23 protein-coding genes are annotated in these 22,255 nt (G+C 37.5%); 13 read left to right on the top strand and 10 right to left on the bottom strand.

From position 1 onward, the window contains the following. Positions 1-83 precede the first annotated feature (83 nt). Positions 84-647 (bottom strand): DUF5366 family protein, encoded by a 564-nt coding sequence (locus MHH70_RS17415; RefSeq protein WP_342472107.1) that lies wholly within the window; start codon positions 645-647, stop codon positions 84-86. Positions 648-817: 170 nt separating this feature from the next. Here MHH70_RS17415 and MHH70_RS17410 point away from each other — a divergent pair, with 170 nt between their 5' ends. Genes MHH70_RS17410 through mnhG form a run of 7 tightly spaced genes read left to right on the top strand, consistent with a single transcriptional unit; the run spans position 818 to position 6,613 of the window. Continuing rightward, on the top strand, positions 818-3,253 hold the full coding sequence (locus tag MHH70_RS17410) for a Na+/H+ antiporter subunit A (RefSeq protein ID WP_107943125.1): 2,436 nt from the start codon (positions 818-820) through the stop codon (positions 3,251-3,253). Beyond that, positions 3,240-3,677 carry a Na(+)/H(+) antiporter subunit B gene (locus tag MHH70_RS17405; RefSeq protein ID WP_066166449.1) on the top strand — a complete coding sequence of 146 codons (438 nt, stop codon included), beginning with the start codon at positions 3,240-3,242 and terminating at the stop codon, positions 3,675-3,677. Before MHH70_RS17410 ends, MHH70_RS17405 begins: the two co-directional genes overlap by 14 nt. Next, positions 3,677-4,018, top strand: coding sequence for a Na(+)/H(+) antiporter subunit C (locus MHH70_RS17400; RefSeq protein WP_066166452.1), 342 nt, complete (start codon positions 3,677-3,679; stop codon positions 4,016-4,018). The genes MHH70_RS17405 and MHH70_RS17400 overlap by 1 nt, the downstream gene beginning before the upstream one ends. Then, positions 4,011-5,501 (top strand): Na+/H+ antiporter subunit D, encoded by a 1,491-nt coding sequence (locus MHH70_RS17395; RefSeq protein ID WP_107943126.1) that lies wholly within the window; start codon positions 4,011-4,013, stop codon positions 5,499-5,501. Before MHH70_RS17400 ends, MHH70_RS17395 begins: the two co-directional genes overlap by 8 nt. Further along, on the top strand, positions 5,501-5,980 hold the full coding sequence (locus MHH70_RS17390; RefSeq protein ID WP_066166461.1) for a Na+/H+ antiporter subunit E: 480 nt from the start codon (positions 5,501-5,503) through the stop codon (positions 5,978-5,980). The genes MHH70_RS17395 and MHH70_RS17390 overlap by 1 nt, the downstream gene beginning before the upstream one ends. Next, the gene (locus tag MHH70_RS17385) at positions 5,977-6,258 is read left to right on the top strand and encodes a Na(+)/H(+) antiporter subunit F1 (protein WP_066166464.1); all 282 of its coding nucleotides are present in this window, start codon (positions 5,977-5,979) and stop codon (positions 6,256-6,258) included. The genes MHH70_RS17390 and MHH70_RS17385 overlap by 4 nt, the downstream gene beginning before the upstream one ends. Then, on the top strand, positions 6,242-6,613 hold the full coding sequence (mnhG, locus tag MHH70_RS17380; RefSeq protein ID WP_066166467.1) for a monovalent cation/H(+) antiporter subunit G: 372 nt from the start codon (positions 6,242-6,244) through the stop codon (positions 6,611-6,613). Before MHH70_RS17385 ends, mnhG begins: the two co-directional genes overlap by 17 nt. A 116-nt stretch (positions 6,614-6,729) precedes the next feature. Here mnhG and MHH70_RS17375 read toward each other — a convergent pair whose 3' ends face one another. Next, positions 6,730-6,933, bottom strand: coding sequence for a hypothetical protein (locus tag MHH70_RS17375; RefSeq protein ID WP_066167421.1), 204 nt, complete (start codon positions 6,931-6,933; stop codon positions 6,730-6,732). A gap of 303 nt (positions 6,934-7,236) precedes the next feature. Continuing rightward, positions 7,237-8,736 (bottom strand): leucyl aminopeptidase, encoded by a 1,500-nt coding sequence (locus tag MHH70_RS17370; protein ID WP_342472106.1) that lies wholly within the window; start codon positions 8,734-8,736, stop codon positions 7,237-7,239. Positions 8,737-9,126: 390 nt separating this feature from the next. On the opposite strand from MHH70_RS17370, the gene MHH70_RS17365 reads away from it, so the two are divergent. Continuing rightward, a complete protein-coding gene (locus MHH70_RS17365) occupies positions 9,127-9,600 on the top strand; it encodes a divergent PAP2 family protein (protein WP_082799023.1) in 474 nt (157 codons plus the stop codon). Between the two features lie 203 nt (positions 9,601-9,803). Here MHH70_RS17365 and MHH70_RS17360 read toward each other — a convergent pair whose 3' ends face one another. The 7 genes from MHH70_RS17360 to MHH70_RS17330 all read right to left on the bottom strand — a co-directional run bounded on the left by MHH70_RS17360 (position 9,804) and on the right by MHH70_RS17330 (position 18,582). Then, positions 9,804-10,133 (bottom strand): YuiB family protein, encoded by a 330-nt coding sequence (locus MHH70_RS17360; protein WP_066166473.1) that lies wholly within the window; start codon positions 10,131-10,133, stop codon positions 9,804-9,806. Between the two features lie 126 nt (positions 10,134-10,259). Continuing rightward, positions 10,260-12,062 carry a carbon starvation protein A gene (locus MHH70_RS17355; RefSeq protein ID WP_342473228.1) on the bottom strand — a complete coding sequence of 601 codons (1,803 nt, stop codon included), beginning with the start codon at positions 12,060-12,062 and terminating at the stop codon, positions 10,260-10,262. A 128-nt stretch (positions 12,063-12,190) separates the two neighbouring features. Continuing rightward, positions 12,191-12,922 (bottom strand): LytTR family DNA-binding domain-containing protein, encoded by a 732-nt coding sequence (locus MHH70_RS17350; protein WP_107943129.1) that lies wholly within the window; start codon positions 12,920-12,922, stop codon positions 12,191-12,193. A gap of 9 nt (positions 12,923-12,931) precedes the next feature. Beyond that, positions 12,932-14,668, bottom strand: a complete 1,737-nt coding sequence (locus tag MHH70_RS17345; RefSeq protein WP_342472105.1) for a sensor histidine kinase — start codon at positions 14,666-14,668, stop codon at positions 12,932-12,934. Further along, entirely contained in the window at positions 14,665-15,171 is a 507-nt protein-coding gene (locus MHH70_RS17340; protein ID WP_066166484.1) for an NUDIX hydrolase, read from the bottom strand. Before MHH70_RS17340 ends, MHH70_RS17345 begins: the two co-directional genes overlap by 4 nt. An 806-nt stretch (positions 15,172-15,977) precedes the next feature. Next, on the bottom strand, positions 15,978-17,189 hold the full coding sequence (locus MHH70_RS17335) for an NAD(P)/FAD-dependent oxidoreductase (RefSeq protein ID WP_066166487.1): 1,212 nt from the start codon (positions 17,187-17,189) through the stop codon (positions 15,978-15,980). A gap of 196 nt (positions 17,190-17,385) precedes the next feature. Continuing rightward, a complete protein-coding gene (locus MHH70_RS17330) occupies positions 17,386-18,582 on the bottom strand; it encodes an EAL-associated domain-containing protein (protein WP_066166489.1) in 1,197 nt (398 codons plus the stop codon). A gap of 428 nt (positions 18,583-19,010) precedes the next feature. On the opposite strand from MHH70_RS17330, the gene MHH70_RS17325 reads away from it, so the two are divergent. From MHH70_RS17325 to MHH70_RS17305, 5 genes are all read left to right on the top strand, one after another. After that, positions 19,011-20,330: a DUF3238 domain-containing protein gene (locus MHH70_RS17325; protein ID WP_342472104.1), complete on the top strand. Its 1,320-nt coding sequence runs from the start codon at positions 19,011-19,013 to the stop codon at positions 20,328-20,330. 107 nt (positions 20,331-20,437) lie between these two features. Continuing rightward, positions 20,438-20,854: a hypothetical protein gene (locus tag MHH70_RS17320; RefSeq protein ID WP_342472103.1), complete on the top strand. Its 417-nt coding sequence runs from the start codon at positions 20,438-20,440 to the stop codon at positions 20,852-20,854. A gap of 18 nt (positions 20,855-20,872) precedes the next feature. Continuing rightward, the gene (locus MHH70_RS17315) at positions 20,873-21,253 is read left to right on the top strand and encodes a VOC family protein (RefSeq protein WP_342472102.1); all 381 of its coding nucleotides are present in this window, start codon (positions 20,873-20,875) and stop codon (positions 21,251-21,253) included. Positions 21,254-21,343: 90 nt separating this feature from the next. Next, entirely contained in the window at positions 21,344-21,757 is a 414-nt protein-coding gene (locus MHH70_RS17310; protein ID WP_107943131.1) for an SRPBCC domain-containing protein, read from the top strand. Further along, the gene (locus tag MHH70_RS17305; RefSeq protein ID WP_342472101.1) at positions 21,757-22,074 is read left to right on the top strand and encodes a metalloregulator ArsR/SmtB family transcription factor; all 318 of its coding nucleotides are present in this window, start codon (positions 21,757-21,759) and stop codon (positions 22,072-22,074) included. The genes MHH70_RS17310 and MHH70_RS17305 overlap by 1 nt, the downstream gene beginning before the upstream one ends. The last annotated feature ends 181 nt before the right edge of the window (positions 22,075-22,255 follow it).

Here is a 22,255-nt window from a genome sequence, read left to right as displayed (position 1 = left end):
GTTTGGTAGGGAAACGCTTTTTATTAGGCACTTTCTTGTTGATAGAGGGGAAGAAGGCGAATCAACACATCTGCCCCTTCCCTTTAATTCGCAAATGGCAAACTTGCTAACACACCATTGTAAAGCTTCATGACAACATAAAAGATTAAAATAATAAATAATGCCCAAACTATAATTTCAAAGAATATTAAACCAATCATCCCACCAATGGACATAAAATTACTCATCTTATATACCGTATAAATGAAGTATATGAAAATTGTCAGCAAAAAGATGACGAGTAATATGACGAAGGATTGTATACCGAATGCGGATAACAATGCACCGAAAAAGAAAATAACATAGCCTCCACGTGCTGCATTCATCATTTCTCCAGCTTTATCACTGGAAAAAAACAACATCCCTAACTCATGAATTGTTTCACCGATTAGCTTAAAAGCGGAAAACATCATAAAAAAAATAAGTGCAAAAACAATTAACAAAAACATACGCAGCTCTATATCGGATAAAAATTCACGCATTCCAGTATAGACGCCAATCACTTTAAAAAACTCAATCGATTGTGTGACGGTAAAAATACCGAATGTCAAACTAAATAATAAAATGGTGAACAACGGTAAATAACCGTACAAATATGGATTTTTCATAAAAATTTTTTACCCTCAAATTTCGTTATTCTTTCCTATTTATAATAGCGAACAAATAGGTCAGACTGCAAGAGGATAAATACCCTAGAGCGCATGCAATTGCATGAAAAATCAGTTATAATGAATTTTGTTAGCATTTTTACACCGTTATGAAAGGAGGATTTTGATAGATGCAAGTTTTAGCGATTTTTATTCCTTTATTAGCTGCCATCTTTATTCCGTTTTTATTCCGTAATGTTCGAACTATACATACAGGTTGGTTTGTACTTATTGTGCCAATTCTACTTGTTGGCTATTATGCAACATTTATTTCCCGGGTAATGAATGGAAATGATGTTCTTGCTTCTTTTAATTGGATTCCATCTTTAAATATTTCCTTCATCTCGTATTTAGATGGACTTAGCTTATTATTTTCTTTATTAATAACAGGGATTGGTGCACTCGTTGTACTATATTCAATTTTTTATTTAGACAAAACGAAGGAGCAGCTACATAATTTTTATATTTATTTATTAATGTTTATGACAGCTATGCTTGGTGTTGTACAGTCTGATCATATGATTACTTTGTACTTATTTTGGGAGCTAACATCGATTTCTTCATTTTTATTAATCGCTTATTGGTTCCAGCGTGATAAATCACGTTTTGGTGCTTTAAAATCAATGATGATAACAGTAGCAGGCGGTTTACTAATGCTCGGGGGCTTTGTGCTTTTAGCTTTAATGGGCGGTACTTATTCCATTCGCGAGCTTGTTGCTCAGGCACCACAGCTTGTCAACGAATCTTATTTTGTTCTAGCACTTGTGCTTATTTTATTTGGAGCCTTTACAAAATCAGCACAGTTCCCATTTTATATTTGGCTACCAGATGCTATGGAGGCGCCAACACCCGTAAGTGCTTATTTACACTCTGCCACAATGGTAAAGGCAGGAATCTACTTAGTAGCACGCTTTACACCGATTTTCGCCGCATCAGAAGTTTGGATTTGGCTTGTAACAGGCATCGGTTTACTAACCCTTTTCTGGGGCTCATTATTTGCAGTAAAGCAGACGGATTTAAAAGGCATATTAGCCTTTTCAACAGTTAGTCAACTAGGCTTAATTATGGCTTTATTAGGGGCTAGTGCCATCGCCTTTCATGTAGAGGATGCAGCAAATACAGTGTTTAAATATGCAGCATTTGCAGCAATTTTTCATTTAATCAACCATGCAACATTTAAAGGTAGCTTATTTATGATTGCCGGTATTGTTGACCATGAAACTGGAACGCGTGATATACGAAAGCTTGGCGGATTGATGAGCATTATGCCACTTAGCTTTACTGTTGCTTTAATTAGCAGTTTATCTATGGCAGGTTTGCCACCGTTTAATGGCTTTTTAAGTAAAGAGATGTTTTTAACAGCTATGCTCACGCTTAAAGATTTTGAATTATTCGAATTCAGTACTTGGGGCATTTTGCTTCTTGTGATAGCAGTAATTGCAAGTATTTTTACATTTGTCTATAGCTTTTATTTTGTTTTTAAAACGTTTACAGGAAAATTACAAGCTTCGGAGCTACCACAAAAACCGCATGAAGCACCAATTGGCATGCTCGTAGCACCGATGATTTTAGCAGCACTCGTTGTTATTATTTTCTTTATTCCAAATTTAATCGGTGAGGTATTTATTAAGCCCGCTGTTTTTGCGATTCAACCATTTTTATATCAAGACCCATTTTTACAATTTACGCCAGCAGGTATTGATATTACAGTGAAGGCATGGCACGGCTTTACAGCACCTGAATTATGGCTAACAGTTTGCATTGTCATTGTTGGCGCACTTCTTTTTACAACGCTCGGAAAATGGCAGAAACTGTACCGTATCCAGCCTGCGAAGCTTTCATTAAATACATTTTATGATTTTGTGATGGATGGCGTTTTAAATCGCACAATGGTGAATGTATCAAAGCGTGTTATGCATGGTTCTATGCGCCATTATTTGATGTATATGTTTGCAGCAATTTGCTTCATCGTTATAGGTACTTTATTTTATAAAGATGCATTCAAAATATCCTTTGAAGGTGCTGCACCAATCGAATTATATCAATTAATACTAATTATCGTGCTCGTGTTAGGTACATTGACCACTTTAATTGCGAGGTCACGTATTACGGCAATTGTTGGATTAGGAGCTGTTGGCTATACAGTTGCGCTGTTTTTCGTTATGTTCAACGCGCCAGATTTAGCATTAACACAGCTTGTTATTGAAACGATTTCAGTTGCGCTATTTTTACTTGTCTTTTATCATTTACCACGTTTAGGTAAAGTCCAAGAATATACACCTTTCCGCTTTAGACGTTTAGCAGTTTCTATCGGAATTGGTGCAATGGTCACACTTGTCGCTTTATCTGCACATTCACAAAAGCTAGTAGACTCTATTAATCAGTATTATAAGGACACTGTCTATTCTTTGGCAGGCGGTGGAAATATCGTCAACGTCATTTTAGTAGATTACCGTGGCTTCGATACATTGTTTGAAATTACAGTGCTTGGTATTGCAGGTATGGGCATTTATGCAATGATCAAATTGCGTTTAAGCAGAAAGGAGAAAACAAATGAAAGCGAATAAACTTAAAACGAATGACCTTATTTTGCAGTTTACAGCAAAAATCGTCTTTTTCATTATTTTCTTCTTCTCTATCCATATTTTCTTTGCAGGGCACTATACACCAGGCGGTGGGTTCGTCGGCGGTCTATTAACGTCCAGCGCCATCGTACTGCTAGTCATTGCGTTCGATTTAAAAACGGTGCGTAAAATCTTGCCAATTAACTATATGTATATGACAGCAACTGGGCTCATTTTAGCTTTAGCTACAGCTGCATTTCCAATATTCGTTGGCAAACCGTTTTTTACGCATTTTTTCGATTATTTCGATTTGCCGCTGTTTGGTAAAACCTCTTTACATACAGCCGCATTATTTGATTTAGGTGTATTTTTGGTTGTTGTCGGTGTAACGATGACCATTATTCAAACGATTGGGGAGGATGAATAATGGAGATTGTCATGGCATTTGTATGTGGCTTTTTATTTATGGCTGCCATTTATTTAATTTTATCGCGTAGCTTGCTGCGCATTATTATTGGGACAGGCTTGCTTAGCCACGGGGCTCATTTGCTTATTTTAACAATGGGTGGTCTCGGTGGTACTGCTCCCCCTGTTTTGGCTGAAGGTGTCACAGATTTTGCTGACCCAATCCCACAAGCTCTTATTTTAACGGCAATCGTAATTGCTTTTGGGGTAACAGCATTTATTTTAGTGCTTGCCTATCGTGCATATCAGGAGCTTCAAACGGACGATACGACGGCAATGAAAGGGAGTGGCATAGATGATTAACTTCCTTCTCTTTCCTATATTAATTACATTCTTCACTGGAATGATTCTGATTTTCTTCCAGAAGAATATTTTTATGCAGCGTAGCATTTCATTAATTTCGTTAGCTACCGCAACAATCTGCGCCTTTTTAGTTATGTTACAAGTGCAACGCGAGGGCATTCAGTCTGTCACTTTCGGTAATTGGCCTGTACCCTACGGTATTACAATGGTTGCTGATGGTGTATCAACATTGCTCGTTTTTACCTCTTTATTGCTAGCATTTTTCCTTATTTGGTATAGCTTCGGCTCTATCGGTAAAGAGCGTGAGCATTTCTTTTACTATCCAGGTATTATGTTTATTTTAACTGGTGTCAATGGCGCTTTTACAACAGGTGATATTTTTAATATGTTCGTATTTTTTGAGGTATTATTAATGTCCTCTTATTTGCTTATTGTGCTTGGTGGAGAGAAGAAGCAATTACGTGAGTCAATTCAATATCTTTTAGTAAATATTATTTCCTCCGCCTTGTTTGTTATTACTGTAGCTTATTTGTACTCTGTTGTTGGTACATTAAGCATGGCCGATATTTCAGTGAAAATTGCAGAAATTAATCAACCTGGTATTATTACAACAATTGCAGTGCTATTTTTAGTGGTATTTGGCTTAAAAGCAGCCATTTTCCCACTTTACTTCTGGCTACCTAGCTCCTATGCTGCGCCACCAATTCCTGTTTTGGCATTATTTGGTGCTCTATTAACAAAGGTTGGGGTTTATGCAATTATGCGTACATATACGCTGTTTTTCGTTCATGATATTGCCTTTACACATCAATTGCTATTGATTTTTGCAGTATTAACAATTATTGCAGGCTGTATCGGTGCTTTGGCACATTTCGATGTAAAGCAAATTATTATTTATAATATCGTCATCGCAGTTGGTGTCATTTTATTTGGTGCTGCACAAATGAATTTTGATGGATTAGAGGGTGCGATGTTTTATTTAATCCACGATATGATTATTAAAGCTGCGCTCTTTATGCTTGTCGGTATTATTATTTATATTACTGGCACAAGCGATTTGCGTAAAATGGGCGGCTTGATGAAAAAATATCCTTCGCTTGGCTGGTTTTATTTAATTGCAGCATTTGGCTTAGCAGGTATTCCACCTTTAAGTGGCTTTATTGGGAAATTATTAATTGTACAAGGTGGCTTTGCTGCTGGCAATACAGGAACTAGCATTTTCATTTTGGCATCAAGCTTAATTGTTTTACTATCAGTCATTCGCATTTTTCTTTATGCATTTTGGGGTAAAGAAGGACAAACTGTACAAATTCAAGAAAAGACGTATAAGCAACTGTACTATCCAACTGTGATTTTAGTTGTTATTTCAATTGTTTACGGTGTTGGAGCAGAATGGGTAACACCATTTATGGATGCGGCTGCCCATGTATTAACAGACCCTTCTGTCTATATTGAAGCGGTCATGAAAGGAGCGCAACCTTAATGGCATTTCAAATATTATTAAATTTTTCACTTGCCCTATTATGGATGTTCCTTGGGGATAATTTTACAGCTAGCGGTTTTATTATCGGCTACTTACTTGGTTTAGCCGCTGTGCTTTTAATGCGCCGCTTCTTTAATGGTCGCCTATATACAGAGCGTGTTTGGGCTTTCATTAAATTAACGTTTTTATTTTTAAAAGAGCTAATATTAGCTAATGTCGCTGTACTGCGAGTTGTACTAAAGCCTAATCTTGATATGCAGCCAGCATTTTTCAAATATGATACGACATTAACAGAAGAATGGGAAATTACGCTTTTATCTAGCTTAATTACTTTAACACCGGGCACCGTTGTTGTCCACGTATCAGACGATGCGAAAAGCTTATATATTCATGCAATTGATGCAAAGGATGTGGATGAGACGATTGATTCCATTCGTAACTCCTTTGAAAAAGCGATTTTGGAGGTGAGCCGTTCATGAGCTATTTTATTTGGGGTTCGATTGTCATTGTCATGCTATCGATGATTTTAGTTATTTATCGCTTAATTAAAGGACCAAATCCTTCAGATCGTGTTGTTGCGCTCGACTCAATAGGGGTTTCTCTTATTGCATTAATCGGAATGTTTTCGATAATGGTGGAGACGAGCTTTTATTTAGAAATTATTTTATTGCTCGCGATTTTATCATTTATCGGCACAGTAGCATTTTCGAAATTTATTGAGAAAGGAGACATTATTGAACGTGACAGTTCTCGCTAATATTTTAATTGTTCTCTTTATCTCGATAGGCGTTATTTTTATCGCAGTTGCAGCTATCGGTTTATTCCGACTACCAGATTTATATACGCGCGCGCATGCTGCTTCAAAAAGCGCTACATTAGGTGTTATGAGTGTGTTAATCGGCGTTTTTTTTCACTTCTGGTTAATTGAAGACCACTTCAATCCACGCATATTACTCGGCATTTTGTTTATTTTTATGACCGGCCCTGTAGGTGGACATATTATGAGCCGCTCCTCTTATATTGCAGGTGTCAAACCATGGTCAGGCACTGTCCGTGACGACTTAAAGCCTGAAATTGAACGCATGAAAAAAGAGCAAAACGTACAAGACTAAAAAAGTGTATGAAATCGAAGCTTCGATTTCATACACTTTTATTTTGTGAGCGAATCACGGTGTGTTATGAGCGAATTTTAGCTGTTTACGAGCGAATCATTACTTTTGACCTACTATCATCGATAATATGGTCCGTAAAATGGGCGTCTATACGGTGGGTATGGCGGGTATGGTCGGTATGGCGGATAATAGGGATAGCGTTGAGGATAAAATTGATTACCTAAAAATCCACCGAGAAAGCCACCTAAAAAAGGCGCACCAAAAGTAAACCACGGAAACATGAAAAACCCCTCCTTTGCTTTACTATATGACAAAAGCATAGGAAATGGTGACAAAATAGGATGGAGTTGTCCGAAAAGTCCATTTTGTTTTGCCACCACATTGAAATAAAGGTTTTCATCGCTTCCCTTTTACTGAAGGAGTACACTGCTAAAGCGAATTTTCATCCCATTTTTAAAAGAGGCGTTCTCTGTTTATAGGAATCAACATTTTGCGAAACATCATCGCTACTGTCCAAAATGCCGGCTATGCACGGCTTTTTGGACAGCCCCATTTCGTTAGTGTTTAATTAAAGTAGTAAATATAGTAAAGCAAAGAGCTACCCTTAAAGGCCTCTAAGCTTTTTATTTTTCCTCAGCTAATTGCTCAATAAAGCTTGCTAAAGTTCGTACCATTACACCTGTACCGCCCTTTGGTCCAAGGTCATACGCCGTGCCAGCATCTGAAGTGCCTGCAATATCTAAGTGAATCCATGGTGTATCCTCTGCGAATTCACCGATAAAGCCACCACCGAAAATCATATGGCCATCGCGACCAGGTGAGTTGTTTAAATCTGCTAATTCAGAGTTACGAATGCGTTTTTTATCGCTTTCTGTAAGCGGTAAACGCCATACAAATTCATTCGTATCTACAGTCGCTTCCATAAACTCCTCGAAAAATGCCTCATTATTTGTTAATGCGCCTGTCTTATCCTTTCCTAAGGCAACGATTACACCGCCTGTTAAAGTAGCAACATCAATTAAATAATTAGCACCCTGCTGCTTTGCGTATGTTACTGCATCTGCTAAAACAAGACGACCTTCTGCATCGGTATTAAGCACTTCTACCGTCTTTCCGCTTAATGTTGTAATAACATCGTCTGGCTTTAACGCTTCACCAGAAACCATATTATCTGTAGCCCCAACTACGGCCATTACATTTTTATTCGGTCGTGTTTCACCGATAATTTTCATTGCGCCTAAAACAGCAGCTGCACCACCCATATCGCCCTTCATACCAACCATGCTTTCGCGAGGCTTTAGTGAATAGCCACCTGTATCATATGTTACACCTTTTCCTACTAAGCCAATTACATCTTCCCAAGTATCCTTTGCCTTATACTTTAATGTAATCATGCGTGGCTCTTGCACAGACCCTTTATTAACACTTAAAATAGCACCCATACCTAGCTCTTCCATCTGCGCTTTATTTAAAATTTCTACTTCAAAGCCGTATTGCTTGCCAAGCTCCTCCGCATAATCCGCTAAGTCTGTCGCCGTTAATAAATTTGGCGGCGTATTTACTAACGTGCGTGCCTCATTTGTTGCCTCCGCATAAATATGCCCTACCTCGTAGCTAGCAGCAACTTCCTCCGCTGGGCTAGCTGCTACAAAATGAACATCCTCTAAATATGTATCTGCTTCATTTGATGTTGTTTTGTAGTGTTTTACTTTGTAGAAGCCTAAGCCAATGCCCTCTCCAGCTAAAAATGCTACTTCTTCTTCCGTAATATTTTCTGTTGTAAAGGACTCTAGCCAAATTGTATAAGCAGTCTTTTTTGACGCTTTTAATTGTTTACCAATTGAACCAAATGCGTTACGTAATACTTCTGCTGTTAAGCTTTTTCCTTCCCCAAGACCAACAAATAAAATATGCTTTACTGCTTTTCCAGCGATAGGTAGCTTTGTAATCGCTTTCGCCTCAGATGAAATTTCCCCACTACTCAACCACTCGTCAATATGGTCTCCAAAAGCACTCGGTAATGCTGACCAATTGTTCATTTGCTCACGGTGCTTTTGTACACCAACGATTAATACGTCTGTCGTCACTTGCTCTAATGTTGTCGATTGTTTTGCGATATTCATTGCATACATCCTCCAATTATTTTCTCTTGCATTAACAGGCTAAAAGCACTGTTGCCTGAAAATGTCTAATTTGCAAAAGCTAACAATCCATATGCTACAAGAGCATTTACTGATTGCAGTTTCAACTATATAGCTCTATTATACAATATCATAATTATTCGAATAGCGAAATATTTGCTTTTTTAAAATTTATAAAGTAAAACTTCAATCAGCGGAAGCTTTCCTGCTGATTATTAGTTGAACCAATCGGGCTTTTATGGACAGTTCAGCTCCTACTTATCCTTAGGCTGGTTTTCATTTAACTTGTGAAGTAGGATTTTTACTGCCCATTAATGCGGGGTAAATATGCTATACTTTAGATATTAGATAATTGGAGAGGTACGGTGAAGGATGGAGCTTTTACAAAACACCCCGCTTATAATCGGTATTTTTGCTATTTTACTGGCGCAATTTTTAAAAGTCCCGATTTATTTTCTTGCGACGAAAAAAGTTAATTGGAGCTTGCTCACATCAACAGGTGGAATGCCAAGCTCGCACTCTGCCGCTGTGGCAAGTATCGCAACCGCAGTAGGCTATGAAACAGGCTTCAACTCACCTATTTTTGCCGTAGCAGCAATGCTTGCTGGTATCGTTATGTACGATGCAAGCCACGTGCGTTTCCAAGCTGGACGACATGCCGCTGCATTAAATGAAATTCGCCATGATTTACAACATTTTTTTCGTGAAATTAAGCGCTGGCCGGAATTAAACGAGGAACAAAAAATTGAAGATTTGAAAACATTACTCGGCCATAAAAAAAGCGAGGTAGCGATTGGAGCACTGTCTGGTATTATACTGAGTGTCATTGTTTATCAATTTCTGTAAAAAAGACGCCTAAAAAGCGTGCTAGAGCACTGCTTTTTGGGCGTTTTGTTGATATTTGATTAAAAGTAAGTAGCTCATTATCAATTACACCGAAGTGTAATTACGTTCAGTTTTTTCAAGCTTGCTTGAAAACTCCTTTCAAAATCTGTGACATCCGCTGTCAGAAGTTGAAAGGTTGGAAACAGTTGAATTTAAGCTGGCATTTAAAACATGCGATAGCCATTTTTGCGTAATAAAATCATGACAATCCCTGCAATAATTGCCCCGACAAAGCCACCTGATAAAATAATAATATCCGCTAGCTGTAGTGCGAAAAATTTATCGACCAATGATGGATAAGCTGTGCCAGCGTTGAAAATATAATCTAAAAAGCTAATTTCATCCGCATCAATAATAAAGACAACGATAACCGGATACACGATTGCCATCAACCATGTCATGCGTAATAACATATTTAATAAAAAGCCGATGCCGAAAAACATCACTAAAAACAATAGTGTTGAAATAATTAATTCTGGAATTGAAACTGTCATTATGTAAACCCTCCGATATTCTCTCCATCAAGTTTACATGATTAAAGAAAGGCTTTCAATGTTAAGTCCTCACACAGCAAAAAGCCGTGTCAAAATCAAAATCATTTTGACACAGCTTGTTCACGATTATATAGCATCAACCGCCTTGCCTTTAACGAAGCGTGGACTGTTCCATAGGTCCTTCCATTTACGCGCTGCCGTCACAACGATAATCAATCCTAAAATCACCATAATAATCGATAAAATACCGTTTAATACGCTATAGCCACCTGCCGCCGAGTTCCAATACACATTTTTCACCATCCAGTATGCGGCTACGTTGACGGTAACATATAAATACGCCAATGGTATCATACAAGTCAAAACGTAAATACGTTTGTCTGCCATTTTCAAAATAATTGTCGCACCACATACTAGACCAATAGAAGCCATCAGCTGATTCGATACACCGAATAATGCCCAAACTGAGCTAATATCACCTGAGTAAAGAAGATAGCCCCACATAAAGCAGGCCAGTGCCGAAGCAAAAATATTCCCCGGTAGCCAATCCGTTTTCTTCAATGGCTTATAAGCTTGCCCTAAGAAATCCTGTATTAAGTAACGTGCCACACGTGTTCCAGCATCAATCGCTGTTAAAATAAACACAGCCTCAAACATAATGACGAATTGATAGAAATATGAAGTTAACTCGGAGAACCATTTAATACCTGTGAAAATATACGTCATGCCGACCGCTAATGTAACAGCTCCGCCCGTACGTCCTTCTAAATCCATACCGATTTGCTCAGATAGCATCGTTAAATTGACCGTATCCATACCAAGCGTTGCAAATACTGCTGGTGCAGAGTTAATAGCAAAATAGTCACCAGGATGTAAAGCCGTCGCAGCGATTAACGCCATAATACCAACTAAACATTCTACTAGCATCGCTCCAAAGCCAACAACGCGAATATCTTCCCATTTATCAATCATTTTAGGCGTAGTACCTGAGCCGACAAAGGCATGGAAGCCAGAAATAGCACCACAGGCTATTGTAATAGATACGAATGGCCAAACGGGACCTGCTACAACAGGACCTCCCCCACCTAAGAAATCAGGAATAATCGCTGGGAATTGAATTGCCGGATTAACGATAAAAACACCAATAATTAATGCAATAAATACACCGATTTTCATAAAGCTACTTAAATAATCACGTGGTGCAAGCAATAGCCAAACAGGCAATGCCGCCGCAAAGAAGGCATAAATCGGTAAAATAAGTGCTAATGTTTGACGGTCTAATGTTAATAAATCACCTAGCCAAGTGCCTTGAATACTCGGTCCTATGAAAACACCAATCATTAATAATATAAAGCCAACTGCTGATGTCATGAGTAAATTGCCTGTTTTCTTATAGGCAATTCCTACAAGCATGGCAATCGGAACCGTAATGGCTACCGCAAATGTCCCCCAAGGGTTTCTTTCCAGTGCGCCTAGTACAACCATTGATAAGCCGGCCATCGTAATCGTAATAATGAACAACATTGCCAGCCCTGTACAAAATCCAGCTACAGGCCCAAGCTCCTCTTTCATTACTTCAGATAATGATTTACCACCGCGTCGCATCGAAGCAAATAAGACGACTGCATCATGTACAGCACCCCCTATTACCGCTCCAATTAACAGCCATAGAAGCCCCGGTAAATAACCAAACTGTGCTGCTAAAACGGGACCAACTAACGGACCAGCCGCCGCAATCGCCGCAAAATGGTGCCCAAAAGCGACCCATTTGTTGGTGGGTACATAATCTTGCCCATCATTCAGCTTATGCGCTGGCGTAGGCTCGTTATCATTGATTTTTAAAACTTTTTTTGTAAAGAAATAACCATAAAGACGATACGCTATAACTAAAATACAGATTGCCCCTATAACAATTGAAATTGCATTCATCTTAACTTTCATCCCCCTTATTCTTTCTTTTTTACAAGAGTAGCAAAAAGATTAGAAAATTGGATAAAATCACATTAAAATGTCAGAATAATCTGTTAAAGCGTCAAATTTTACTGTTCAAATGCATATTAAGTTTCAAATATTTTTCGAATTTCCTTTACATACATACGGCTCACAGGCACACTATGTCCTCCTTGTAAAATGACATTGTATTTGGACGTGCCCCATGATTCAAGCTCCTGCAAATGCTCTAAGTTAATTAAAAACGCGCGATGAATGCGTATAAAATTAGGGGTAAGTTTTTTTTCTAACATAATTAATGATTCTGCGCTGCTATAGCATTTTTGCTCTGTAATTACTTTTGTTTTACTGCCCTCTGAAGTGAAATACAGTACATCTTGCAATTTAATTAGTGCAATTCTATCCTCATTAGAAACAGCTATTTTCCCCATTTGCTTTATTTTTTCTTTCACCGCTGGTTCCTTGCGCTCGCTTTTCTTTGTCATTGTCATTAATTTGAGGATGGTTTGCTCGATTCGCTGCTGCTCAAAGGGCTTTAAAATATAATCAAAGGCATTCATATTAAAAGCATCAATTGCATAATCGTCATATGCAGTAGCAAATACAATTAAAGGCTTGTCCTCTCGCTGTAGCAATTCCTTCGCTTGCTCAATGCCATTTTTATCAGAAAGCTCTATATCTAAAAATAAACAATCGATTTCTTCTATTAAGTTGCCCTCTAGCACTTGCTGTAAATCCTCGGATTCCCCTACCACTTCAATTTCAGAAAATTGCGATAATAAATATTTCAGTTCATCACGTGCTAGAGGTTCGTCATCAATAATGAATACTTTATACATTTTTATCACCTAGTCATCTATCGGAACAAAAATCTTTACCGTTGTCCCTCTATTTTCTTTACTTTTAAACTCTACCTTTCCACGGTAATTATATATTTCTTTTAAACGCTCTGATATATTCCATAATGCTGTACCCGTTCCATTAGGCGAATCTATCACTTGATTGCCCAATAAAATTAATTTCGTCTTTTCTATACCGCAGCCGTTATCAGCCACAATAATTTCAAGCATCCCTACATTTTTTCTCGCGGTAATGCTGATTTCACCATTTTTAAGCTTTTTAAAGCCATGATGTATCGCATTTTCAACGAGTGGCTGTAACGTAAAAGGCGGTACAAGCACTTTTAATAAGCGTTCATCTATATCAAATTTCACCGCATATTTATTTGGGAAGCGCGCCTGTTCAATCGTTAAATAGGCTTCGATATGTTCTATTTCTTTTTCTAAAGGTATGCGCATTTGCCGCGCACCTTGCATATTGCTTCTGAAAAAAGAGGCAAGCTGTAAAAGTAAATGACGTGCCTGCTCCTGGTCTGTACGGATTAAACTCGATATCGCATTAATGCTATTAAAGAAAAAATGCGGATGAATTTGTGCTTGTAGCGCTTTAATTTCAGCATCCTTTAATAATTTTCGCTGTTTTTCCACTTCTGCATATTCAAGCTGTGTAGAAAATAATTTACTTAGACCTTCAGCTAGCTCCTCCTCTACCGCAGTAATATGGGCTCCATCTGTAAAATACATTTTTAACGTCCCTACCGTTTGCTGGTGCACTTGTAAAGGCAGGACGAGGGCCGCCTGTAATTTACAATCTTTATGAGGGCAACTAATTTCTCCCTTTTTCGTTGCCTTAATAATTTTGCCATGTTTTAGCACATCATATGTTAGCTTCGTCATAATTTTTTGTTTCGTTAGGTGATGGTCTGCCCCTTCGCCAACATGCGCTAAAATACCATGCTGGTCTGTAATGGCAACTGCGACTACACCTGTAGCTTGCTTAATGATTTCCGCAGCCTGATAGCACGATTCCTCATTTAATCCTTGCCTAAAATGGATAACTGTTTTTTGTGCAATTTGAAACGCCTCATGTGTTTGTGTCGCCTTCGTACGTCGCTCCTCAGCAATCGATGTTTTAATAATAAGACAAAATAAAAAAATTCCAAATGCATTCATAAAAATCATCGGCACTGCGATAATTTGCACTAAATTCAATGCCATTTCAAAAGGTCGGGCAATTAGCAAAATGACAAGCATTTGCAGGCACTCCGCCAATATCCCAATGCCCATCGCGTGTCGGTAGGAAAATGTTTTTTCGACATGAAGCTTGCGCCCTAAAAACCCTGTAATAATTCCCGCTAAAATCGTTGAAATACCACAAGCAATTGCTGTATAACCTCCTAGAAAAATACGATGGACACCAGCGATTAAACCAGCGCCTATGCCGACTGCTGGTCCGCCGAAAATTCCTGCAATTGCGACTCCTACTAATCTTGTATTGGCAATAGCTGCTGTTTCTTCAACCTGTATTCTTACAATGTTTGCACTAATATTCCCATTGTCAATGCGAATACCTAAATAACTGCTTATTATACCTAATGCGCCGAATACTACAATAAGTATGAGCTTCGATGAAGTATTTTGCTCCCGATACAATATGCTTTGGAACGGTCGCCATTTGGAGATTAAGAATGCAAATATGACAATGATTCCAATACGCTCCAACATATAGACGGATAATTCAATCATTTATGGTCCTCATAATTGTTAAAAAATAAATGATAAGCTGTATAGCCAAATACTTTTCCGGGGTCAATATCTGTCCATAAACCTAACTGGTGCTGTTTTACATGATATGTAGACATTTCTGCTAGCATTACAGATGATTTCGGATCTTGCGCCAACTTCTCTGGCGCAATCCAATAGGCTGCCACAATCTCCCCCTCCTGTATTTGTATATGCTCAGTTGTTGCTTTGCCATAAAATATCGCCATATTATCGCTTATATCCTCACGAATAACACCTGTTCGAAAGCCAATAAGTCCCTGTATCGTGCAATCAATGCCCGTCTCTTCCTTTACTTCGCGCCGTGCAGCCATATCTGCTGTTTCAGCCTGTTGCACAAAGCCAGCAGGTAAAGACCAACAGCCTTTTAAGCCACCGTACGATTTCTCCACTACAAGCCATTCCCCATCCCTGTTTTCAATAACGGCTGCGACGCCTAGCCATACTTTCCCACGCTCTTTTGACATACTCATTCCCCTTTCCTATGTACTATTATAAGCATGCCGCTTTCAATAAGAAAAGCATATAAAGTGAAACTTTAATCAGTCGGAGGTTTTCCGACTGATTATTAGTTGAACCAATCGGGCTTTTACGGGCAGTTGGTCTACTGCCCGTTAATGCGGGATAAAGTGAAACTTTAATCAGTCGGAGTTTTTCCGACTGATTATTAGTTGAACCAATCGGGCTTTTACGGGCAGTTGGTTTACTGCCTGTTAATGCGGGATAAAGTGAAACTTTAATCAGTCGGGGTTTTTTCCGACTGATTATTAGTTGAACCAATCGGGCTTTTACGGGCAGTTGGTTTACTGCCCGTTAATGCGGGATAAAGTGAAACTTCTATCAGTCGGGGTTTTTCCGACTGATTATTAGTTGAACCAATCGGGCTTTTACGAGCAGTTGGTTTACTGCCCGTTAATGCGGGATAAAGTGAAACTTTAATCAGTCGGAGGTTTTCCGACTGATTATTAGTTGAACCAATCGGGCTTTTACGGGCAGTTGGTTTACTGCCCGTTAATGCGGGATAAAGTGAAACGGCTATCAGTCGGAGTTTTTCCGACTGATTGTTAGTTGAACCAATCGGGCTTTTACGGGCAGTTGGTCTACTGCCCGTTAATGCGGGATAAAAAAATGGCTATCTGAAAAGTTGTGCGTTAGCTCACTTTTCAAACAGCCGCTGTCTTAAAATAATTACGTCTCGTCTAACTTTAGTCCAGATTTTTTCGAGCTCGCTCGAAAACGCTTCTTCAAAATCTATGACCTCCGCTGAAATAAATTAGATAAATTTAAACTTCCCTTTTTTCACTGTTAAGCCTACGCCACCTACTAAGTATAGTGCGCGGTTATCTACAATTTTCTTCAATGCAGATGCCGTTTTACCAGTAAGCTTGCGACCTACAGCATCAGCAATCGCATCATCATGCCCTAGAGAACAAACAGCGCCTTTGTCATCATAAACAAATGTTTCTGTTTCTTCACCATTCATCAAATGCTTAATGTTTTTAGCAATTGTAACAGCCTGCTGCATTGCAATTTGTGCAGTTGGTGGGTATGGACGTCCAGCCTCTTCATTTAATAGGAAGGCACAGTCACCTACTACGAATACATCATCAAAGCCCGGTGCACGCATATCTTTACGTACAGCGATACGCGCACGATTTGATTCGATGCCAGATGTTTCAACAAGCTTGTTTCCACGTACACCAGCAGCCCAAATTACTGTACCTGCTTTAATGAATTCAAACTCATCTTCACCTTTTTTAATATTAACGCCTTCTTCTGTTGCTTCAACAACAGGTGTACCGATTGAAAACTCGATACCTTTTTTCGCTAATTGTGCTTTTGCATATTCTACTAAGTTTGGATCAAAGCCTGGTAAAACCATTGGTGCTGCTTCGACACATAGTACGCGCACTTTTTCTTGTGGAATATCAAACTCTTTGCAAAGCTCTGGTACACGGTTACCAAGCTCACCTAAAAGCTCAATACCTGTAAACCCTGCTCCACCAACGATAATTGTTAGCTTGCTATCATCCTTCACTTCATCTAATGACCATGAAGCAAATTGATATTCAATATGCTCGCGAATTTGGCGCGCAGCATTTAAGTTTGCTAATGATAAAGCATATTTATCTAAACCTGGAATGCCGAAAGTCTCACCTTCGAATCCTAAGCCTAAAACTAAATAATCATACGTCATTTCACCAGCAGTTGTTTGCACTTTGCGTTCATTAACATCAATGCTTTCTACAGATGCTTGTACAAAGCGAACATTGTTGTTAAGTACATTTGCAATTGGATAACGTGCAGCGTCAGGTGAAATTGTACCTGCTCCTACTTCGTGTAACCAAGTTGTTTCATAGTGGTAATCATTTTTGTTCACTAAAATAATTTCTGCTTGCTCACCACTAACCATTTTTTGAAGATTAACAGCTGTTGTTAATCCGCCATAGCCCGCGCCTAATACTAAAATTGTCGGTCTTTTCACTGAAATCAAAACCCCTTTAATTGTATTATACTAGCGCAAGGCAAATAAAAAAGAAGTACGAAATACTTCACTAATACTTACGCTAGGTCGACATATTTTCGACAAAAATCTCTCCCTACTATATTAGCCCTTTTATGCTACAATTTCAACACCTTAAAAGCAAAGTATTTTCATTTGATATATTGTTGTTTTCCCACTAGCTCACAATGTTATTTTCATATAAATAATCGTACGATACATCCATAAACAAATATTCATTTTGAGGCAATGCCATTGAATATGTTCTTGTCAGCTCTGCTGTTTCAATATCGCTATATGTTTCGGAAAACTTGCTTTGACCGTCATGTCGCATTTTAATTAAATTTTGTAAAAAGTATGGTCGCCAGCTCCAATTTTTATGAATGGCATCCTGCTGAATTCGCCAATTTCCTTCTATTAGCATAATATTTGGTGTTGTTTGAAACCCTTCCCCATCACAAATATAGAGTCTAAAAATATACGGACGTAGCTTTTCGGCTAATTGTAATAAGCTATCAATATTTGTGCTTGTCGGCTCGACTTGTTCAACTGCTGCAATAATTTTCCTTTCCAACATTTTCGTTGCTTCATATTTTTGCTCTAATAGCTTCTTTTCCGTCATAATGAACTGCTTACATTCATCATGGAAGCGAGATTTTAGCGTATCTCTTGCGATAAATTCCTTTAAAGGTGGCTCTAAATAAACGCCTTTATAATAGCGTGCTCCATTTTTCCAGCCATGCTGTAGTTGATAAACCGCATCTACATTGCTTACTAGTAAAGATGCGCCAATTTTTAAAGCTAATGCGCGAAGCGTGGAGAATACATGGTTTTGCGCGCTCCAATGATTGTAATCTAATTGCTCCACTTTCATCTTTAATACATAGGGCTCTAATAATAGGATGTGATTCAAGTTGCTATGCGCTCCTATATCATCAAGCGCTATTTTAATTCCGTATGTTTTCATATATTTTACGACATGGTGTAATTGCTCGATATTCCCTTTATAATGGTGCTCGCTAATAACAAGAACAAGTTTTGACAATAACTGCTCTGGCAGCATTTCTTTTAATAATGTAAAATAACTCTCTCCAAAATCAAGCATTAATAAGTTTGGATTACACGGTATATATAAATCCACATCATTTATTTTATCCCCTACGATTTGCAGTGATTCGCGAATAATGAGCTGCTCAATTTCGGCACGAATTTCCTCTGGAATTTCTTCACTAGCTGAAAACATAGTTAAATTGATATTTTCATCCAACTGTCCCAGCACCTCATATGCAGCCACACTATGCTCATCTGCGCTATAAATAGGCTCAAACAATATTTCAATTTGATCGAGTTTATCTAACACATTTAATACATCCATTGCCAAGCCTCCCTATTTAATCTCTGCTCTTATCATAATCTATCTCACTTCTTTGTTCAAAGGTCTGCTATGTGTAAATCTATCAGAAAAAGCTGAGGTATCTTCGTTACCTTTTAAATTCAGTATTTAAGGTCTTTTAAAACAAATTATACATTTTTTAATATAGTAATTATTTTAATAAAACACAAACGAAATAACTGAAAAACACTTCTCTATATTACACTTTTGGCACCTTCAATCGCTATTTTTATCTACTACCAAACAACATATTTTTCAATATGAAAATTGTATTGATTGAAGTAATTAAGGAAACCCTCTACCGATTAAAGAATTACAATTAAAAACCAATTTAGTGTTGATTTTGGTAATTACACATTTTATAATTCAATTATCGGTACCGAATTAAAATCAAGAGGTGTTTATAGATTATGAAAAAATCGTTTTTCTATATTTTAATCTTTATGTTTAGCTTAATAATTGGTGATACGATATATGCAAAAGAAACAAAAAAAATAGCATTGAATCTTAAATATGACATAGGCGAAGACAGTGTAATATTTACTTGGGACGATTTAGGAAAATCATATGCAATATATGATGATAATGAGGAAATATGGTTTGGCGATGAAACTACCTTTGTTATGAAAAAGCTAACTAAAGATAATTATTCTCTAACTCTTATTGCATATAATGAGACTATCCCTATAGATATGGCTATAGTTAAATTCCAAACTAATTCAGAAAAAAGAAATACCCCATATATTGATTCTTTAATAAGAGTAGATGAAATTAGCGAATTATCTAATGTCAATTTAGATGTAATTATGAGTAATAATTATGTACAATTAGAATTAAAAGGATCCATTCCAGATGACGATGGCATTTATGAGGTATATCGTGATGATATTTATATAGGTTCGTTGGACAATAAAAAATTAATTGATACAAATGTAATGGAGAAACAAACCTATACTTATAAGATTATAGGTAAAAAAGAGCGCAGTGATGTAGAAAAAGAAGAAGTTCAAAAATATATAAAAGAACATAATATTATAATAGATGCAATTCAATTAAAAGAACTTTATCAAAAACCATATGAAATGATTCGTGTAGTTAATGTTCCAAGTAGCCTGGATGAAACAATAGAGCAATTAACTTTAGAACCATTAGTATCTGCTACTCCACTGTATGTTTTTAGATATAAAACTTTTATTCCTGATTGTATGGTAAGTGCTTTATCAATTGTCCAAGGACTAGCAGGCTATCAATTTGGAGGAGATTGTAGAGGATTTTCGTTTAATGAAACAGAAAAGTATCGCACTTATGTAGAATCACCAATTAGCTTTACAGGAACGGGAAGTTCGTTAGATACAACTGGAAGGTTTGTAGGTTGGACATATTTGTACAATGGAAGCGGGACATTAGTTGAATCACGAAGAGCAAGTAATTCAGGGATTGTATATTCAAATATCACCAAATCATATAATCAACTTTCATATACTTTAACCCATGGTGTTGCAATTCCATTTGGAAATGCTCCGGAAATTAATTATAAGTATACAGTAACAATGAATCGTGGTGGAAGTTTTGTAGTTGAAGGCTCTCGTGACCAAGCACCCAATCATGAATTTTATGTATATAGCCCAACTAATGATATATGGTCTAGAACCTTGATACAAGCGACAAATAAAGGATTCGAGTATCTATTTCCTATATATCCCAATGCCACTTTTAAAATATCATATTGATTTCTAAATTAATTAACGGCTTGATCTAAGGTTAATTTATAGAATACGTTAAATTTCCTATTAGAAAATATTTTAATATTGTTGCCTTAAAATTTGATACGTTGGGGATGAGCACTATATTAAGACCATTTATCGATAAAATATTAACTGCATTTTTTTCAACAATACTTACCTCGTTTGCTTTGGCAAGTATCATGTACCGTCCAAAAGAATTAATGGCTCAGCAGCAAACATATTACGCAAGTTTTATTGAGCTATTTGTGTGGTATAGTATTTATGTATTTGTCATTTATATGACAGTTGGCATAGGCATATCTTTTTTAATTGAGCAGAGGACATCTAATACATGGTACAGCTTGTTTTTACATGGTATTTTAGGCGGGCTAATAATCACTATTTTTTCTTTATTATCAGGAATACAGACAGATTTAGCTGAACTACTTGGCATCTTTGTAATAGGTGTTAGCGCAGGGGGTATATTTTATAGTGTACAAGCGATATTATTACGAAGGCGAAAAAAATAATGTGAGCGGAGGAGTTTTATGATTCATCAAATTGGACAAATTATGCTTTATGTAAATGACCAAGAGGTAGCAGCAAGGTTTTGGACAGAAAAAATAGGCTTTGTTTTAGTAAAGGATGAAGAAAACCACGGGATGCGCATAATTGAGATTGCCCCTGCAAAAGATGTACAAACATCTTTCGTTTTGCATAATAAAGCTATGATTGCGCAAATGCAGCCTGAGTTAAACTTAGGTACACCTTCCATTATGTTTTATGCAACAGATGTTGAGGCATTGTACGAGGAATTTAAAGCTAAAGGAATTACCGTTGGTGATTTAATTACCATTCCAGCAGGCAAATTATTTAATTTTGCAGATGATGAAAATAATTATTTTGCCCTAATTGAAAAAGCGTTATAAACTCCCCCTTGATGATTGACATGTAACCAAAAGGTGTTATATATTTATAACACCTTTTGGTTATACTTTTTTAAAAAAGGAGTTAGAATAATGACAAAGGATATTGTTAAAACGGTTTTACTAAACGCACCAATTACGAAAGTATGGGATATTGTATCGACCTCTGAAGGTATTAGCGCATGGTTCATGCCAAATGATTTTCAAGCTATTGAAGGGTATCATTTTACAATTCAATCCCCCTTCGGTCCTTCACCATGTAAAGTAGAAAAAGTGGAAGCCCCACATTTTTTGCGATTTGCTTGGGATGAGGATGGCTGGTATGTAATATTTGAGCTGAAAGAAGTTGATGGGCAAACTGAATTTACGTTAACACATGGCGGTTGGAAAGAAGGCGGTCATATTATTCCAAAGGCGAATTTACCTGTTGATGCAGTGCGGAAGAATATGGATGGTGGCTGGACAGCGATTGTTGGTAAAAAATTAAAAGAGGTAGTAGAGGCTTAATGGCACAAACTGCCGAGAAATATGATGTATTCCAAGCCATTGCAGACCCAACAAGACGTCAAATTTTGCAATTGCTGGCGCATGGTAACCAGCCGATTACTAATATTTCCGCACAATTTGCCATAAGCCGCACAGCCGTTGTAAAACATTTAACTGTACTTGAGCAAGCACAGCTCGTAGCTGCCGAAAAAAAAGGACGAGAAAAAATATATACGCTTCATGTAGAGGGCTTAAAGGAAGTCGAGGATTGGCTACAATACTTTGAGCTGTTTTGGGATAATAAACTACTGCAACTGCAGCGTCTAGTAGAAGAATAATTAGAGCTGTCTTTAAAATGGAAAGCGAGCAATTCACTTTCCCGTATTTTAATTTCAAAGGAGGGCGGCTAAACTTAGTGCTTCTCACATTTTCAAAGAAAACTCTTACAAATATTTTACCAAAGCACCATTTTAAACGTTAAAAGAGCTGGCGACTGCACGGCTCTTTTAACGCTCCCCT

It is taken from the genome of Metasolibacillus sp. FSL H7-0170 (assembly GCF_038593115.1).
Taxonomy (GTDB): Bacteria; Bacillota; Bacilli; order Bacillales_A; family Planococcaceae; genus Metasolibacillus; species Metasolibacillus fluoroglycofenilyticus.
The sequence above is the reverse complement of the archived record's forward strand: the minus strand, read 5'-3'. Positions and strand labels throughout refer to the sequence as shown.

Coding starts and splice junctions, on each gene's coding strand:
- MHH70_RS17325 (WP_342472104.1), top strand. CDS start 19,011: ATGAAAAAATCGTTTTTCTATATTTTAATCTTTATGTTTAGCTTAATA.
- MHH70_RS17360 (WP_066166473.1), bottom strand. CDS start 10,133: ATGACAGTTTCAATTCCAGAATTAATTATTTCAACACTATTGTTTTTA.
- MHH70_RS17400 (WP_066166452.1), top strand. CDS start 3,677: ATGGAGATTGTCATGGCATTTGTATGTGGCTTTTTATTTATGGCTGCC.
- MHH70_RS17305 (WP_342472101.1), top strand. CDS start 21,757: ATGGCACAAACTGCCGAGAAATATGATGTATTCCAAGCCATTGCAGAC.
- MHH70_RS17345 (WP_342472105.1), bottom strand. CDS start 14,668: ATGATTGAATTATCCGTCTATATGTTGGAGCGTATTGGAATCATTGTC.
- MHH70_RS17350 (WP_107943129.1), bottom strand. CDS start 12,922: ATGTATAAAGTATTCATTATTGATGACGAACCTCTAGCACGTGATGAA.
- MHH70_RS17405 (WP_066166449.1), top strand. CDS start 3,240: ATGAAAGCGAATAAACTTAAAACGAATGACCTTATTTTGCAGTTTACA.
- MHH70_RS17340 (WP_066166484.1), bottom strand. CDS start 15,171: ATGTCAAAAGAGCGTGGGAAAGTATGGCTAGGCGTCGCAGCCGTTATT.
- MHH70_RS17330 (WP_066166489.1), bottom strand. CDS start 18,582: ATGGATGTATTAAATGTGTTAGATAAACTCGATCAAATTGAAATATTG.
- MHH70_RS17310 (WP_107943131.1), top strand. CDS start 21,344: ATGACAAAGGATATTGTTAAAACGGTTTTACTAAACGCACCAATTACG.
- MHH70_RS17355 (WP_342473228.1), bottom strand. CDS start 12,062: ATGAATGCAATTTCAATTGTTATAGGGGCAATCTGTATTTTAGTTATA.
- MHH70_RS17415 (WP_342472107.1), bottom strand. CDS start 647: ATGAAAAATCCATATTTGTACGGTTATTTACCGTTGTTCACCATTTTA.
- MHH70_RS17365 (WP_082799023.1), top strand. CDS start 9,127: ATGGAGCTTTTACAAAACACCCCGCTTATAATCGGTATTTTTGCTATT.
- MHH70_RS17390 (WP_066166461.1), top strand. CDS start 5,501: ATGGCATTTCAAATATTATTAAATTTTTCACTTGCCCTATTATGGATG.
- MHH70_RS17320 (WP_342472103.1), top strand. CDS start 20,438: ATGAGCACTATATTAAGACCATTTATCGATAAAATATTAACTGCATTT.
- MHH70_RS17385 (WP_066166464.1), top strand. CDS start 5,977: ATGAGCTATTTTATTTGGGGTTCGATTGTCATTGTCATGCTATCGATG.
- MHH70_RS17315 (WP_342472102.1), top strand. CDS start 20,873: ATGATTCATCAAATTGGACAAATTATGCTTTATGTAAATGACCAAGAG.
- MHH70_RS17410 (WP_107943125.1), top strand. CDS start 818: ATGCAAGTTTTAGCGATTTTTATTCCTTTATTAGCTGCCATCTTTATT.
- MHH70_RS17395 (WP_107943126.1), top strand. CDS start 4,011: ATGATTAACTTCCTTCTCTTTCCTATATTAATTACATTCTTCACTGGA.
- MHH70_RS17370 (WP_342472106.1), bottom strand. CDS start 8,736: ATGAATATCGCAAAACAATCGACAACATTAGAGCAAGTGACGACAGAC.
- MHH70_RS17375 (WP_066167421.1), bottom strand. CDS start 6,933: ATGCTTTTGTCATATAGTAAAGCAAAGGAGGGGTTTTTCATGTTTCCG.